Here is a 12,949-nt window from a genome sequence, read left to right on the forward strand (position 1 = left end):
CTCGTCTGGGCGGATGCGGAGCAAACGCCCGCCATCGCAGCGGCCCCCATGAACGCCGCAGCCATATATCGTCGCATAACCAGAACGGCCTCCCCTCGATTGTTTATATTTGTTTTTCCAGCGTCACCTGCGCCACGTCGATCCCGCCGCCGCGAAAACCGCCTTCGCAATATTGCAGATAGAATCGCCACAGCCGCACGAAACGCTCGTCGAACCCCGACGGGAGGCTTCCGCTTGCCACGACGCGGTCGAACCGCTCGCGCCATTGTCTGAGCGTTTCGGCATAATCGGCACCGAAATGCCGCACGTCGCGCCACACGAGCCCGCGCGCCTCGGCCAAGGCGCGAAAACGGCTCTCGGAAATCAGGCATCCGCCGGGGAAAATATAGGCCTGGATGAAATCGGTGCTCGCCGCATAATGGTCGAACAGCGACTCCTTCATCGAAATATACTGGATCGCGGCCTTGCCACCGGGCCGCAGGAGCCGCGCGATTGCGTCGAGATAGGCGGGCCAATAGGCCTCTCCCACCGCTTCGACCATTTCAACGCTGGCGATCGCATCGAACGGCCCCTCGACATCGCGGTAGTCGCAAAGTGCAATCCGTGATCGTGCGGTCAAATCTATCGCGTTCAGCCGCGCCGATGCGACATCGGCCTGCGACGGCGAGAGCGTGATTCCGGTGTAGATCACGTCATGACGCTCGACCGCACGTTCAGCCAGAGCGCCCCATCCGCATCCTATTTCGAGCAACCGCCCGCCCGACCGCAGGTCGAGGCGGTCGAGGATCGCGTCGACTTTCGTGGTCTGGGCCTCTTCCAGCGTCTGCTCCGGGTCGTCGAACAGCGCGCTGGAATAATTCATCGCATCGTCGAGCCACAAGCGATAGAAATCATTGCCCAAATCATAATGGGCGTGAATATTCCGGCGCGCGCCGCGCCGGCTGTTGCGATTCAACGCATGGATCATCCGATTGAGCAGCCGCCACGGACCGCGCGCACGACCCGCCTGACCGAGCGCGTCGCCGTTGCGCATGAAAAGGTCGAACAGCGGCACCGGATCGGGCGACGTCCATTCGCCCTTGTCCCACGCACGATACCAGCCCACCGATCCCGACAGCGCAAGGCGGACCAGCGCGGCCCAGCTCTTGAGATGCACAACCGCCAAAGGGCCGGCGCCGCGCCCGCCGAGAATACGCAATGTTCCGTCGGGCAAATGGCCCTCGATTGTTCCTTCAGCAAGACCCGCATCGATGCGGTCGAGCATCGCATGAAAGACCCGCGCGGGAACAAGGCGCGTCATCAGCGCAAGGCTCCCGCCCGACCGGAAGGCCCGGTCGGCCCGCAGCAAGCTCCTGCCACGCTTCGGGCTGACATGCGTGTTCATATCCGCCTTCCTGCCCTAATCCGCTGCTTCTGACAATTGCCACGCCGCGGCGGCATGACGCCACGCAGATTTCGCCGCCTACGGAGCCTCGGAAGCATTGATATCCGGGGCTTTCAGCCGCACGGTGAAGCGATCCTGCGCCAGCGGATGGTCGAAACGCTGGTCGTGCAACACGATCGCGTCCGCTTCGCGTTTCGCAAACGGCATTCGCGCCCAGAAGAGGAATGCGCGCGCCGCCGGATCGGATTTCGCCCACTCGGCGATCTGCGGATCGTCCATTCCGGTCAGAGTGCCGCTGATATCGATCGAGCCCCCGACGCCGGGCACAAAATCGCCGCCGCCAAAACGATCCTGGGCCCGCCAGAAAATGTCGCGGCGCCAGAAGGTCAGCGGCGGCGGGCTGGCAACGACCAGGATATCCTGCCTGCCCGCAGCCGCCAGCGCGTCATGCGCCGTTCGCTCGGCCGAGCCGGTGATCAGGCCATTGGCGAAGATATAGGCAGAAACGGCCAGAAAACCCGTCCACGCCGGCTTCGACCAGTCTTGTCCGCCGCGCACTTCACGGCGCAACGAAATCCAGATCGACAATCCGAGCGCCGCCCAGATCCAGACATCGATGATGAACAGCGTATCGCCATAGAACCAGCGTGAACTGAAGGGTTCGAGCAGCCGAATACCGTAATTGTTCAGCCAATCGAGGGCCGGATGACTGAAGCATCCGATGAACGCCAGCACAAGCAGCCAGCCCTTGTGGAGCGGAGCACGCTGCGCTGGTCGCGTTCCGCGCCGAACCTGCCAGGCATCGAACGCCAATATGATCCCCCACAATATGACCGGAAGGAGGATCAGCGCGATCGGCCCGTGGGTGATTCCGCGCCGCATCGCCAGCGACTCGATGCCATAGATGGCGCAGCTCGCATCGATGTCGGGCAGGTTTGCCGCTATGATCAGCGTCGGCATTGCATAGGCCGACTTCTTCTTGAGCCCCATTTGCCCAAGAAGTGCGCCGACCAGACTGTGCGTCAGATTGTCCATGAAGGCTTATAGAGACGGTCCATAAGCCCCTGGCAAGACGTCAAAGTTCAGGACCGCCCTCTTCCACCGTCCACGTCTGCCCCTTCTTGAGCAGGCTCTGCAGATCGGCGGTCTTGCCCTCGCGCGCTGCGGCATTCTGGCGAACGACATCGGCTTCGAAGGTCGGGCGCGGATCGTCGTAGAGGACGCCGAGCGCCATCGGGAATTCGCCGAAGCGCATCTCAACGAGCATATGCGCGACGCTGCGGTTGGTGACGTCATGGACGATCACGCCCGCCGCCTGCCAATCGCCGTCGACCACATCGACGACTTTGAGCTCGAGTGCTTCGCTGTCGAGGGCGATGCCCTTCGTGCCCTTTGCGAACAGCATCGGCTCGCCATTCTGGAGCCAGAGCTGACGATCCTCGGCGCCCTTGGGAGCGGCGAAATCCTGGAACACATCCTTGTTATAGACGATGCAATTCTGGAATATCTCGATGAACGCCGCGCCCTTGTGCGCGTGTGCGGCCTTGAGAACGTTCGGCAATTCCTTTGAGACGTCGAAACCGCGGGCCACGAAACGCGCGCCCGCACCGAGCGCGAAGGCGCAGGGCTGCGCGGGCCGGTCGACCGAGCCGAACGGCGTCGACGGACTGGTCGTTCCGACACGGCTCGTGGGCGAATATTGCCCCTTGGTCAGCCCGTAAATCTCGTTGTTGAACAGCATGATCTGGCAATCGAGATTGCGGCGGATCAGGTGCATCGTGTGGTTGCCGCCGATCGACAGCCCGTCGCCATCGCCGGTGACGATCCAGATGTCGAGGTCGGGATTCGCCAGCTTCAGCCCCGTCGCGAACGCCGGCGCGCGGCCGTGGATCGTGTGGAAGCCATAGGTTTCCATATAATAGGGAAAGCGCGACGAGCAGCCGATACCGCTGACGAACACGGTATTCTCCGGCGTCGTGCCGATCTCGGGCATGGTGCGCTGCACCGCCTTCAAGATGGCATAGTCGCCGCAGCCGGGGCACCAGCGGACTTCCTGATCGGTTTCCCAATCCTTGAGCGTCGTCGTGCGCGCGACGGTGGTCATCTCGTTCATTTCAGCGCCTCCTCGATCGCGCTTTCGATTTCGGCAATGGTGAAGGGCTGGCCCGACACCTTGTTCACCGGCTTCGCATCGACCAGATACTGGTCGCGCAGCACGGTCTTGAGCTGGCCGGTGTTCATTTCGGGCACGATCACCTTGTCATAGCTTTTGAGCAGCTCACCCAGATTGGCGGGCAGCGGCCAGATATGGCGGATGTGGATATGGCTGACGTCCGCCCCTTCGGCACGCTTGCGGCGCACCGCCTGGTGGATCGGGCCAAAGGTCGAACCCCAGCCGACAACCGCCAGCTTGCCGCCCTCGGCGCCGAGTTCGACCCCCTGGTCGGGCACCTTGATACCGTCGACCTTTGCCTTGCGAATGTCGGTCATCGCCTGATGGTTCGCCGGCGCATAATTGATATGGCCGGTGTCGATTTCCTTTTCGATCCCGCCGATGCGGTGGAGCAGGCCCGGCGTGCCGGGCTTGACCCACGGGCGCGCCAGCTTTTCGTCGCGGCCATAGGGTTTGAAGCCGCCTTCGGGCGCCTCGGTCAGAAATTGCACCGGGAAGTCTTCATAGGCAGTCAGGTCGGGCACATGCCAAGGCTCGGCCGCATTGGCGATATAGCCGTCGGTCAGCAGCATCACCGGCGTCATATATTGCACCGCGACGCGGCACGCTTCGATCGCGCACTCGAAGGCGTCGGCGGGGGAGCGCGCGGCGATCACCGGCATCGGCGCATCGCCGTTGCGGCCATAGACCGCCTGATAAAGGTCCGACTGCTCGGTTTTGGTCGGCAAGCCCGTCGACGGACCGCCGCGCTGCGAATTGACGATGACGAGCGGCAGCTCGGTCATGATCGCGAGGCCCATCGCCTCGCCCTTCAGCGCAATACCCGGCCCCGACGACGACGTGACGCCAAGCGAACCGCCATAGCTCGCGCCGATGGCCGAACAGATCGCCGCGATCTCGTCCTCGGCCTGAAAGGTCGTGACGTCATATTCCTTGAGCCGCGACAGATGGTGCAGGATCGCCGAGGCTGGGGTGATCGGGTAGCCGCCGAAAAACATCGGTAGCTTCGCGAGCTGTGCGCCCGCCACGAGCCCGAGTGCGACGGCTTCGGCGCCGGTCAGCGTGCGATAAAGGCCGGGTTCGACGGGCGCCGGTCCGACATGATGCTGCTTGAGCGGCCCTGCAAGTTCGGCCGTCTCGCCATAGGCATGGCCCGCGTTGAGAGCGGCGACGTTCGCCGCCGCCAGATCGGGCAGCTTTGCGAACTTGGCGTTCAGCCAGTCAATGAGCGGCTGGCGGTCGCGGTCGAACATCCATAGCGCGAGCCCCAGCGTCCACATATTCTTGCAGCGCAGCGCTTCCTTGTTGCCGAGCCCGAACGGCTTGACGGCATCGAGCGTCGCCTGGCTGATGTTGAGCTTCAAAAGCTGCCATTTGGCAAGGCTGCCATCCTCGAGCGGATTGCTGTCATACTTCGCCTTGGCAAGGTTGCGATCGTTGAATTCACCCTCGTCGGCGATGATGAGTCCGCCGAGCTTGAGCGCCGCGACGTTGGTCTTGAGCGCCGCGGGGTTCATCGCGACGAGCACATCGGGCGCGTCGCCCGCGGTATCGATCGCCGACGAGCCGAAATTGATCTGGAAGGCAGAAACGCCGAACAGCGTCCCCTGCGGCGCGCGGATCTCCGCCGGAAAGTCGGGAAAGGTCGCAAAGTCGTTGCCTGCCAGCGCCGAGGACAGCGTAAACTGCCCGCCGGTCAACTGCATCCCGTCGCCGCTGTCGCCTGCAAACCGAACCACTACCGCATCGGAAAGGGGGGCCTGCCCTTCGCCGGCCCTGTCCACTACCGCTGTCGCCATTTAAACTTCTGCCTTTGAATCTTGCGAACCTGTGACATGGGCCTAGGCCTCTCGCGAACAAGCCGCAATTCAGAAAAAATTGTGCGCCGCAAACAGGAAAGCCGCGGCACCGGCCCCGATGCGTTGCAAATCACGATTGAAATGTCGCTGCCGATGCCGAATAGCTGGCGCGATATATAAAGTTCAGGGAGCAGCGCAGCATGGCCGACGGCACGACCCATTTCACCCGCCCCGACGTGGCGGCCTTCCTCGCCTTTTTGAATTCGCAGGAAGGGCCGAAGATGGAAGAACTGCCGCCCGCCGACGCGCGCGAGATGTTCCGTGCGATGACGCAGATGGCCGATAGTCCGCGCGGCGAGATTGCCACGGTCGAGGATCGGGCAATCCCGGGGCCAGCGGGCGACATTCCGGTGCGCCTCTATGACACGCGCCCCGATCGTGCGATCGGTCCTGTGATGGTCTTTTTCCACGGCGGCGGCTGGGTGATCGGCGACCTCGACACGCATGATGGATGGTGCGCCGAGGCGGCGCGGCAACTCGACATGCCGGTGGTTGCAGTCGATTATCGCTTGGCCCCCGAACATCCCTTCCCCGCCGCACCCGAGGATTGCGAGGCGGCGGCGCGCTGGGTGGCAGACAATGTCCCGTGCTCCGGTCTGGTGCTGGCGGGCGAGAGCGCGGGCGGCAATCTGACGATCGCCACGGCGTTGACGCTCCGCGACAAGCCCGCGTCGAAACCGGTAATCGCCATCCACCCCATCTATCCGGCGGTGACCACGCATAACGACTGGCAAAGTTATCGCGATTTCGGCGAGGGCCATCTGCTGACCGAAGGCAGCATGACCTGGTTCGGCGATCACTATGCCGCCGACCCCGCCGATTATCGCGCCTCGCCGCTCGATTTCTCGGCGGACGGCCTGCCGCCGACGGTGCTCGTGACCGCCGGGCTCGACCCGCTGCGCGACCAGGGGCGCGCTTATGCTGCAAAGCTGGTCGAGGCAGGCGTGACCACTGTCTATCGCGAGGGCGTCGGCACCATTCACGGCTATATCAACCTGTCGCAGGCGATCCCGAGCGCGAAGAACGACATACGGGGGGCGCTGACCGCCTTGAAGGCGATCGTCGCCGAAGCTACCGGCACGGCATGATCGACCTTAACAAACTCCCTTATCGCCCCTGCGCGGGCGTCATGCTCGCCAACCGCGCCGGGCGCGTTTTTGTCGGGCAGCGGCTCGATTCGTCGAGCGAGGCGTGGCAAATGCCGCAGGGTGGGATCGATGCGGGCGAGGACGCCGAGATTGCGGCGATCCGCGAGCTGGAAGAAGAAACGGGCGTTCACGCCGGACTCGTCGACATCATCGCGCGCAGCAAGACCGAGCATTTCTACGACCTTCCCGACCATCTGATGGGAAAGATGTGGGGCGGCAAGTTCCGCGGCCAGCGGCAGTACTGGTTCCTGATGCGCTTCATGGGCGAAGACAGCGACGTCGACATCGCCACGAAGCATCAGGAATTTCGCGCATGGCGCTGGGCCGAACTCGACGATCTCGAAAAGCTCATCGTGCCGTTCAAACGCACGCTCTATCGCGCAGTCGTCGAGGAGTTTCGCCCGCTTGTCTGATTACGGAGGGCACAAGCGGTCCTGAAGACATCGGCGAACATCTCTGCCGTCAGCCGTCCGGTGTTCGTGTTGTAACGCGAGCAATGATAGCTATCGACAAGCCATCGTCCGCCGGGCAGCGCGTGCGTTGCGCCATGCGCGAACCGGCACGCCGACAGCCGCAACCCCATCGCCCGCAGCACAGCGTCATGGGCAATGCGCCCAAGAGCAATGACAACGCGCGCCGAATGAAGCGCCGCGATCTGGGCTTCGAAAAAGGGACCACAGGCCGCAATTTCGGATGAATCGGGCTTGTTCTGTGGAGGCAGGCATTTAACGCTGTTGACGATGATCGCGCCGTCGAGAACCAGCCCGTCGCCGATGCGTGCGTCATAGGTTCCGCGGCTCAGTCCGAATTGCGAAAGCGTCGCGAACAGCAAGTCACCCGCATAGTCGCCGGTAAACGGCCGCCCGGTCCGGTTCGCGCCATGCTTTCCCGGCGCCAGCCCGGCAAGCACCAGCCAGCCACATGGATCACCGAAAGCGGGAACCGGAGCGTTCCACCAATCGGGATGCTCGGCGCGGCATTCGGCGCGCAACGCGACGAGACGGGGGCACCGCGGACAATCGTGCGGCGGCTCCGTCTCGGGGAGAGGGCTATCAATCTCCATGGTGCTGCGATAGGCGCCAATCGATGCACAGCGCAACGCCCCTGCCCCTCTACGCCGTAGGTCTTGGCTCGAACCGGCGTCACGCGCGTTTCGGGGATCCGCGCCATGTGCTGATTGCCGCACTCGCGGCGATCGAGAGCGACGACATCGAGCCCGTCGATGCGAGCCCGATTATTTCCAGCGCGCCGCTGGGCCCGTCGCGACGGCAATTTGCCAACGCGGTCGCCCTCATAGCTTCACCGCTTGCGCCCCCCGCCCTGCTCGACCGCCTGAAGGCCGTTGAAGCGCAGTTCGGGGCGCGCATCGGCCAGCGTTGGGGCGCTCGCACGCTCGATCTCGATATATTGCTATGGTCTGGTGGGGTTTGGAGCGACAACCGTCTCACCATTCCGCATCCAGCGATCGCGGATCGCGAATTCGTGCTCGGCCCGTTGAACCGCATCGCGCCGCAATGGCGCCATCCACTCGTCCAGCGAACGGTCCGCCAGCTTTTCGCACAATATCGTCGCCCGAAGCCGGTTGACCAAGTCGTTCATGCCGATTAGGGCGACGGCTCACTTCGGATGCCGACATATCCGGCACCGGGATGGGCCCTTAGCTCAGTCGGTAGAGCAACTGACTTTTAATCAGTAGGTCGCTGGTTCGAACCCAGCAGGGCTCACCAAAAAATCACCCGACCGGAATATTGTGCCGCTGGAATAACTCTTCCTGCGCGACCGCGATACAGCGGACGCGCTGTTAACTTGACCGACGCGTCGCGGCCGCGCCGCTATCAATGATATCTTTGATAGCGAGTTCAATATTGGCTTCGGGATAAAGTGCGCGCGCGGCGGAGGTCGCCACGTCGACTGCTTCGCCGATCCGCATCCCGGCGAGGATGCGGTGCTCGGCGGGGCCGATACGGCGCGCACGAAGCGTGCCGCCGGGACGCGTTATCAAAATACCCTCGGCGCGCCACTCCGGCGCTGGATCGACGAGTGCGGCATCGAAATGCGCGAGCCATATCGACGGTGCGGGGACCGAAAACCATCCGAAACGCGTGGCGGCATGAAGCCTTACCCGACTCCGCATCCACTCGTCAGCGGCGAGGGCTGCGGCGACCGCCGGCGCAACAGCGGCGTCGGGCGCGGCCCCTTCGGCCTCGCAGCGCAGCCGATCGATCGCGGCTACGCCGGACAGATAGGGCAGGACTTGATCCGTTCGATGCTGGCCGATCCAGTCGGGAAACTGGGCATCGTCCAACTCGGTCTCGGCGGCGAATACCGCGGCGAGGTCCATGAAGGGAGCGCGACCCATAATCGCCGCGACGGTCGGATAGCTTCGCGCGAGATACTCGGCACGGCACCCCGTCTCAAGCCTCGTTGCGACAGCTGCGGTACCTACGACGCGTGCCACGGCAATATGTCGCCGGTCGGTGGCAAGATTGGGCATCTCTCTCTCCCGGGTCCAAGGCCGCCGCAGCGTTCGCTGCGTGTCGATGCCGGACCCTTGTTAGTCGGGGCGCCCCTGGCAAAGCGAATGCGCTGCCAGGGGGCCGTGAATCAGCGCTTGACCGGAGTCAGCGAGCCAGCGCCTTTCGGCGTCTTGATCTTGGTGCAGGCTCCCTTGGCGACATATTTCCAGGCATTGCCCTGATAATCGGTCGTCGAGGTTCCGGCGCAGCTGGTGCCCGGACCGGCGGCGCAGTCATTCTTGCCCTTCAAGGAAATGCCATAGCATTTTTCCTTGCTCGGCTGCTTGGCGACCGGCCCTGCTTGGGCGGCGGCGGCGGCGCCGAGCATCGAGAGCATGGCGGCGGTCAGGGCGATATTGATCGGCTTCATCGAAAGTCCTTTCGTCGGTGGAGCGCCCGAAGGGCGCTGCGCTTTGTCGCGCATGGCCGCGCCAGCGTCCGCTACCGAAAGGGCATCGTTTCGATGCACCGTGCGTCAACCGCAGGTCGGTTCGACCATATGGCCACCGATCGTTTCGTGGAGAACGAACCCCTCAAGCGGGTCGAAATCGCCGCGCCACGGCGCTGCCTCGAGCATGCGCATCGTATCGGCATAGCCGGCCGCGCGGCGCGCGCGGATGCCCGACGGGCTGAAGTCGATGTCCTTGCTGTGGTCTTCGCCCGCGAGCGCGGGGGCGAGCAGGCGCAGAACGTGCATCCGCGTCGGGCAGCCATAGGCGGTGAGTTCGGCCACCGCGGGGTCCTTGCGGCGATCGTCGGAAAGCTGCGCGGTGAGTTCGGTGATGACGTGACGCAGGCGGTGGAGCTGGCGCTGGCGGCGGATATGCGTGCCCGCGCGGCTCGCATATTGGACGTCCTTCTGGCGGTTCATCACATCCCAGATCGTTTCGGGTTCGGGTCCGTGCGAGTTCCAGATATGGACGGCATAGACCATCGAATCGCGGCGCGGATTGTCGTCGAACACGACCTCGACCGGGGTGTTCGACAGAATGCCGCCGTCCCAATAGAGCTCGCCGTCGATGCGCACCGCAGGGAAGGCTGGCGGCAGCGCGCCCGACGCCATGACATGGTCGAGCGCCAGCGGCATGTCGCGCGAGTCGAAATAATGCATTTCGCTCGTGGTCACCGCCGAGGCCCCAACGGTTAGCCGCATCTCGCAGCGGTTGACGCGGTCGAAATCGATGAGGTCCGAAAGCGTCTCGCGCAGCGGGTCGACCGAATAATAGCCCGCGCGTTCGGCACCGAGCGTCGCATAGACACTGCCGAATGCAGCCGGGTTCGGCGTGAAAAAGGTCGGCAGACCGCCGACGATCGTCGTGAAATTGCGGAAAAAGCTAGCGATCGAAGTGGGAAGGCCTTCATCGAAGATGTGGCCATGTTCGACGCGTCGCCAGAACTCGCCGAGCCGGTCCATCCGGTCGTCCTTGGCGTTCCCGGCGATGATTGCCGCGTTGATCGCGCCGATCGAGGTGCCGATCACCCAATCGGGCTCGACGCCCGCTTCGTGCAGCGCCTCATAGACGCCGACCTGATAGGCGCCGAGCGCGCCGCCGCCCTGGAGGACGAGCACCTGCTGGCCATGCGCCTTCAATTCCTTGTGCAGATTCATCGCTTTTCTCCATGAAGATGCGCATCGCCGCCGGTAATCAGGCGCGCGCCGCGTTCGAAGGTGAGGTAGTTCCAAAGCCAGTTCGCGCCGACGAGCAGCCGGTTACGAAATCCCGCGAGGAAAAAGATGTGCGCGGTTGTCCAGACGAACCACGCTGGGATGCCCGACATCCGCAACCAGCCGAAATCTATTACCGCGCGGTGGCGTCCGATCGTCGCGAGATTGCCGAAATCGCGGTAGCGGAAGGGCGAGGTGCGGCCGAGCGCTATCTGGCGGCCGACGTGGCGCCCCTGTTGCTTGGCGACGGGAGCGATTCCGGGGAGCGTGCGCCCGGACGGGTCGGTGAAAGAGGCCGTATCGCCGACGACATAGATGCCCACATGGCCCGGTACCGACAGGTCGGGTCCGACGATGACGCGCCCCGCCACATCGGGCTCGACACCGAGCCATGCTGCGGCGGGCGAGGCGCGAACGCCCGCTGCCCACACGACGGTGTGCGCGGGAACGCGCAAGTCGCCGACATCGATGTAGGAATCGGTGATAGCGGTGACGCGCGCGCCAGTGTGCACGGTGACGCCCAATGCCTCGATCGCGGTGCGCGCTTTTTTCGATAATGCTTCAGGGAAGGAAGCGAGCAGGCGCGGTCCGCCCTCGACCAGCAGCACGCGCGAGCAATGCGGGGTGATGCTGCGGAAATCCTGCGACACCGATCGGCGCGCGAGCTCGGCGACCGCGCCAGCCATCTCGACCCCGGTGGGGCCACCGCCGACGATCACGAAGGTGAGCAGCGCCTGGCGTCGCAACGGGTCGGTCTCGGTCTCGGCGCGCTCGAGCGCGAGCAGCACCTTGCGCCGCACCGTTGTCGCATCGTCGATCGACTTGATGCCGGGGGCGTGCGCCTCCCACTCGTCGCGGCCGAAATAGCTGTGCCGGGCGCCCGTCGCGACGATCAGCCGGTCGAAGCCGATCGTCCGTCGGCTCGCGAGGATGACACGGCGCGCCACGGTATCAACGCCGACGACGGTATCGAGCAGCACGCGGGCGTTCTTCTGGCGGCGCAGGATCGAGCGGATCGGCGCGGCTATGTCGGCGGGCGACAAACCTGCGGTCGCGACCTGATACAGCAGCGGCTGGAACAGATGATGGTTGCGTTGGTCGATCAACGTGACGTCGACATTCGCGCGGGCAAGCGAGCGAGCGGCGGCGAGCCCGCCGAAGCCTGCACCGACAATCACGACCCGAAGAGGGCTGTTTGCCTGGGGCATCAACGTCCCCCGCGCGCCGCGAGTTCGGCCAGGACGCCGCGCGGCGGGATAAGCCCCGAACCGCGCGGCGCCGGTTGCACCGGCCTGGATGCGAAAAAGGCGGCAAGATGGGGTGGCAGCGACAGCGCGCCGCGACGCGAGCGCGCGGGCGTCATTGGGCGGTCCACCCGCCGTCGACGGGAAGCGCGGTCCCCGTAATCGACTGGCCACCGTCCGAACAGAGGAAGACCGCGAGCGCACCAAGTTCGTCGACGGTCGCGAACTTCTTGCTCGGCTGTGCAGCGAGCAGGACATTTTCGACAACCTCTTCGCGGCTGATCCCGCGCGCTGCGGCGGTGTCGCCGATCTGGTTCTCGACGAGCGGGGTCCAGACATAGCCGGGACAGATGGCGTTACATGTGACGCCGAAGCGCGCGCCTTCGAGCGCGACCGTCTTCGTGAGTCCGACGATGCCGTGCTTCGCGGCAACATAGGCGCTCTTAAAGGGCGAGGCGACGAGGCCATGCGCCGAGGCGACGTTGATAATGCGTCCCCACCCCGCTTCCTTCATCGGCCCGAAGGCCGTGCGGATCGCGTGGAAGGCAGCCGAGAGGTTGAGGGCGATGATGGCGTCCCATTTTTCGGCCGGGAAGTCTTCGATCGGGCTGACATGCTGGATGCCGGCGTTGTTCACCAGGATGTCGACACGGCCGAAGCGCAGCAGCGCCTTGTCGACCATTTCGACCGCGCCTTCGGGCTGCATCAAATTGGCGCCGTCAAAAAGCACGCGGACGCCGTTCGCCTGTTCGAGTTCGCTGCGCACTGCCTCGATCGCGCCGGCATCGCCAATTCCGTTGATGACAAGGTCGGCGCCCGCGGCGGCGAGCGCGCGGGCGATGCCGAGACCGATGCCGCTCGTCGATCCGGTGACGATGGCGACCCGGCCTTCGAGCGGCTTGTCTGCGATGAGTTCGGCGAGCGGCTGAACGGTCATGGGGAGTCTCCTGATCAAAATC

Annotated in this window: 14 protein-coding genes and 1 tRNA gene; 5 read left to right on the forward strand and 10 right to left on the reverse strand. The window is 64.3% G+C overall.

What is annotated here, in order from left to right; all coding sequences use genetic code 11:
* Positions 1-103: 103 nt before the first annotated feature.
* From JI743_RS02165 to JI743_RS02180, 4 genes are all read right to left on the reverse strand, one after another.
* On the reverse strand, positions 104-1,384 hold the full coding sequence (locus JI743_RS02165) for an SAM-dependent methyltransferase (protein WP_201925480.1): 1,281 nt from the start codon (positions 1,382-1,384) through the stop codon (positions 104-106).
* 78 nt (positions 1,385-1,462) lie between these two features.
* Positions 1,463-2,419 (reverse strand): metal-dependent hydrolase, encoded by a 957-nt coding sequence (locus JI743_RS02170; RefSeq protein WP_201925482.1) that lies wholly within the window; start codon positions 2,417-2,419, stop codon positions 1,463-1,465.
* A gap of 40 nt (positions 2,420-2,459) precedes the next feature.
* The gene (locus JI743_RS02175) at positions 2,460-3,497 is read right to left on the reverse strand and encodes a 2-oxoacid:ferredoxin oxidoreductase subunit beta (RefSeq protein ID WP_201925484.1); all 1,038 of its coding nucleotides are present in this window, start codon (positions 3,495-3,497) and stop codon (positions 2,460-2,462) included.
* Entirely contained in the window at positions 3,494-5,356 is a 1,863-nt protein-coding gene (locus JI743_RS02180) for a 2-oxoacid:acceptor oxidoreductase subunit alpha (RefSeq protein WP_201925486.1), read from the reverse strand. The genes JI743_RS02175 and JI743_RS02180 overlap by 4 nt, the downstream gene beginning before the upstream one ends.
* A 36-nt stretch (positions 5,357-5,392) precedes the next feature.
* Between JI743_RS02180 and JI743_RS02185 the strand changes: the two genes are divergently transcribed.
* The 3 genes from JI743_RS02185 to JI743_RS02195 are packed head-to-tail and all read left to right on the forward strand — an operon-like array spanning position 5,393 to position 6,977.
* Complete coding sequence (locus JI743_RS02185; RefSeq protein ID WP_201925488.1) at positions 5,393-5,536, forward strand: hypothetical protein; 144 nt, start codon at positions 5,393-5,395, stop codon at positions 5,534-5,536.
* Positions 5,537-5,556: 20 nt separating this feature from the next.
* Positions 5,557-6,504: an alpha/beta hydrolase gene (locus tag JI743_RS02190; RefSeq protein ID WP_201925490.1), complete on the forward strand. Its 948-nt coding sequence runs from the start codon at positions 5,557-5,559 to the stop codon at positions 6,502-6,504.
* Positions 6,501-6,977, forward strand: coding sequence for an RNA pyrophosphohydrolase (locus JI743_RS02195; protein WP_201925492.1), 477 nt, complete (start codon positions 6,501-6,503; stop codon positions 6,975-6,977). Before JI743_RS02190 ends, JI743_RS02195 begins: the two co-directional genes overlap by 4 nt.
* On the opposite strand, the gene JI743_RS02200 is transcribed toward JI743_RS02195, so the two are convergent.
* A complete protein-coding gene (locus JI743_RS02200) occupies positions 6,938-7,627 on the reverse strand; it encodes a uracil-DNA glycosylase (protein WP_201925494.1) in 690 nt (229 codons plus the stop codon). The genes JI743_RS02195 and JI743_RS02200 overlap by 40 nt on opposite strands.
* A 23-nt stretch (positions 7,628-7,650) precedes the next feature.
* Here JI743_RS02200 and folK point away from each other — a divergent pair, with 23 nt between their 5' ends.
* Complete coding sequence (gene folK, locus JI743_RS02205) at positions 7,651-8,172, forward strand: 2-amino-4-hydroxy-6-hydroxymethyldihydropteridine diphosphokinase (protein WP_201925496.1); 522 nt, start codon at positions 7,651-7,653, stop codon at positions 8,170-8,172.
* A 43-nt stretch (positions 8,173-8,215) separates the two neighbouring features.
* Positions 8,216-8,291: transfer RNA gene (locus JI743_RS02210), tRNA-Lys, on the forward strand.
* Between the two features lie 74 nt (positions 8,292-8,365).
* Here the strand turns inward: JI743_RS02210 and JI743_RS02215 are convergent.
* The 5 genes from JI743_RS02215 to JI743_RS02235 all read right to left on the reverse strand — a co-directional run bounded on the left by JI743_RS02215 (position 8,366) and on the right by JI743_RS02235 (position 12,927).
* Positions 8,366-9,058 (reverse strand): hypothetical protein, encoded by a 693-nt coding sequence (locus tag JI743_RS02215; protein WP_201925497.1) that lies wholly within the window; start codon positions 9,056-9,058, stop codon positions 8,366-8,368.
* Positions 9,059-9,168: 110 nt separating this feature from the next.
* A complete protein-coding gene (locus JI743_RS02220) occupies positions 9,169-9,450 on the reverse strand; it encodes a BufA1 family periplasmic bufferin-type metallophore (RefSeq protein ID WP_201925499.1) in 282 nt (93 codons plus the stop codon).
* 105 nt (positions 9,451-9,555) lie between these two features.
* The gene (locus JI743_RS02225) at positions 9,556-10,689 is read right to left on the reverse strand and encodes a patatin-like phospholipase family protein (RefSeq protein WP_201925502.1); all 1,134 of its coding nucleotides are present in this window, start codon (positions 10,687-10,689) and stop codon (positions 9,556-9,558) included.
* Positions 10,686-12,194, reverse strand: coding sequence for an NAD(P)/FAD-dependent oxidoreductase (locus tag JI743_RS02230; RefSeq protein WP_227339703.1), 1,509 nt, complete (start codon positions 12,192-12,194; stop codon positions 10,686-10,688). The genes JI743_RS02225 and JI743_RS02230 overlap by 4 nt, the downstream gene beginning before the upstream one ends.
* Entirely contained in the window at positions 12,106-12,927 is an 822-nt protein-coding gene (locus JI743_RS02235; protein ID WP_201925505.1) for a 3-hydroxybutyrate dehydrogenase, read from the reverse strand. Before JI743_RS02235 ends, JI743_RS02230 begins: the two co-directional genes overlap by 89 nt.
* Between the last annotated feature and the right edge of the window lie 22 nt (positions 12,928-12,949).

Source organism: Sphingopyxis jiangsuensis, assembly GCF_016734905.1.
Taxonomy (GTDB): domain Bacteria; phylum Pseudomonadota; class Alphaproteobacteria; order Sphingomonadales; family Sphingomonadaceae; genus Sphingopyxis; species Sphingopyxis jiangsuensis.

What these genes read in the sequence shown, in the direction of transcription:
- JI743_RS02165 (WP_201925480.1), bottom strand. Translation starts at nt 1,384, where the DNA reads ATGAACACGCATGTCAGCCCGAAGCGTGGCAGGAGCTTGCTGCGGGCC.
- JI743_RS02170 (WP_201925482.1), bottom strand. Translation starts at nt 2,419, where the DNA reads ATGGACAATCTGACGCACAGTCTGGTCGGCGCACTTCTTGGGCAAATG.
- JI743_RS02175 (WP_201925484.1), bottom strand. Translation starts at nt 3,497, where the DNA reads ATGAACGAGATGACCACCGTCGCGCGCACGACGACGCTCAAGGATTGG.
- JI743_RS02180 (WP_201925486.1), bottom strand. Translation starts at nt 5,356, where the DNA reads ATGGCGACAGCGGTAGTGGACAGGGCCGGCGAAGGGCAGGCCCCCCTT.
- JI743_RS02185 (WP_201925488.1), top strand. Translation starts at nt 5,393, where the DNA reads ATGGGCCTAGGCCTCTCGCGAACAAGCCGCAATTCAGAAAAAATTGTG.
- JI743_RS02190 (WP_201925490.1), top strand. Translation starts at nt 5,557, where the DNA reads ATGGCCGACGGCACGACCCATTTCACCCGCCCCGACGTGGCGGCCTTC.
- JI743_RS02195 (WP_201925492.1), top strand. Translation starts at nt 6,501, where the DNA reads ATGATCGACCTTAACAAACTCCCTTATCGCCCCTGCGCGGGCGTCATG.
- JI743_RS02200 (WP_201925494.1), bottom strand. Translation starts at nt 7,627, where the DNA reads ATGGAGATTGATAGCCCTCTCCCCGAGACGGAGCCGCCGCACGATTGT.
- folK (WP_201925496.1), top strand. Translation starts at nt 7,651, where the DNA reads ATGCACAGCGCAACGCCCCTGCCCCTCTACGCCGTAGGTCTTGGCTCG.
- JI743_RS02215 (WP_201925497.1), bottom strand. Translation starts at nt 9,058, where the DNA reads ATGCCCAATCTTGCCACCGACCGGCGACATATTGCCGTGGCACGCGTC.
- JI743_RS02220 (WP_201925499.1), bottom strand. Translation starts at nt 9,450, where the DNA reads ATGAAGCCGATCAATATCGCCCTGACCGCCGCCATGCTCTCGATGCTC.
- JI743_RS02225 (WP_201925502.1), bottom strand. Translation starts at nt 10,689, where the DNA reads ATGAATCTGCACAAGGAATTGAAGGCGCATGGCCAGCAGGTGCTCGTC.
- JI743_RS02235 (WP_201925505.1), bottom strand. Translation starts at nt 12,927, where the DNA reads ATGACCGTTCAGCCGCTCGCCGAACTCATCGCAGACAAGCCGCTCGAA.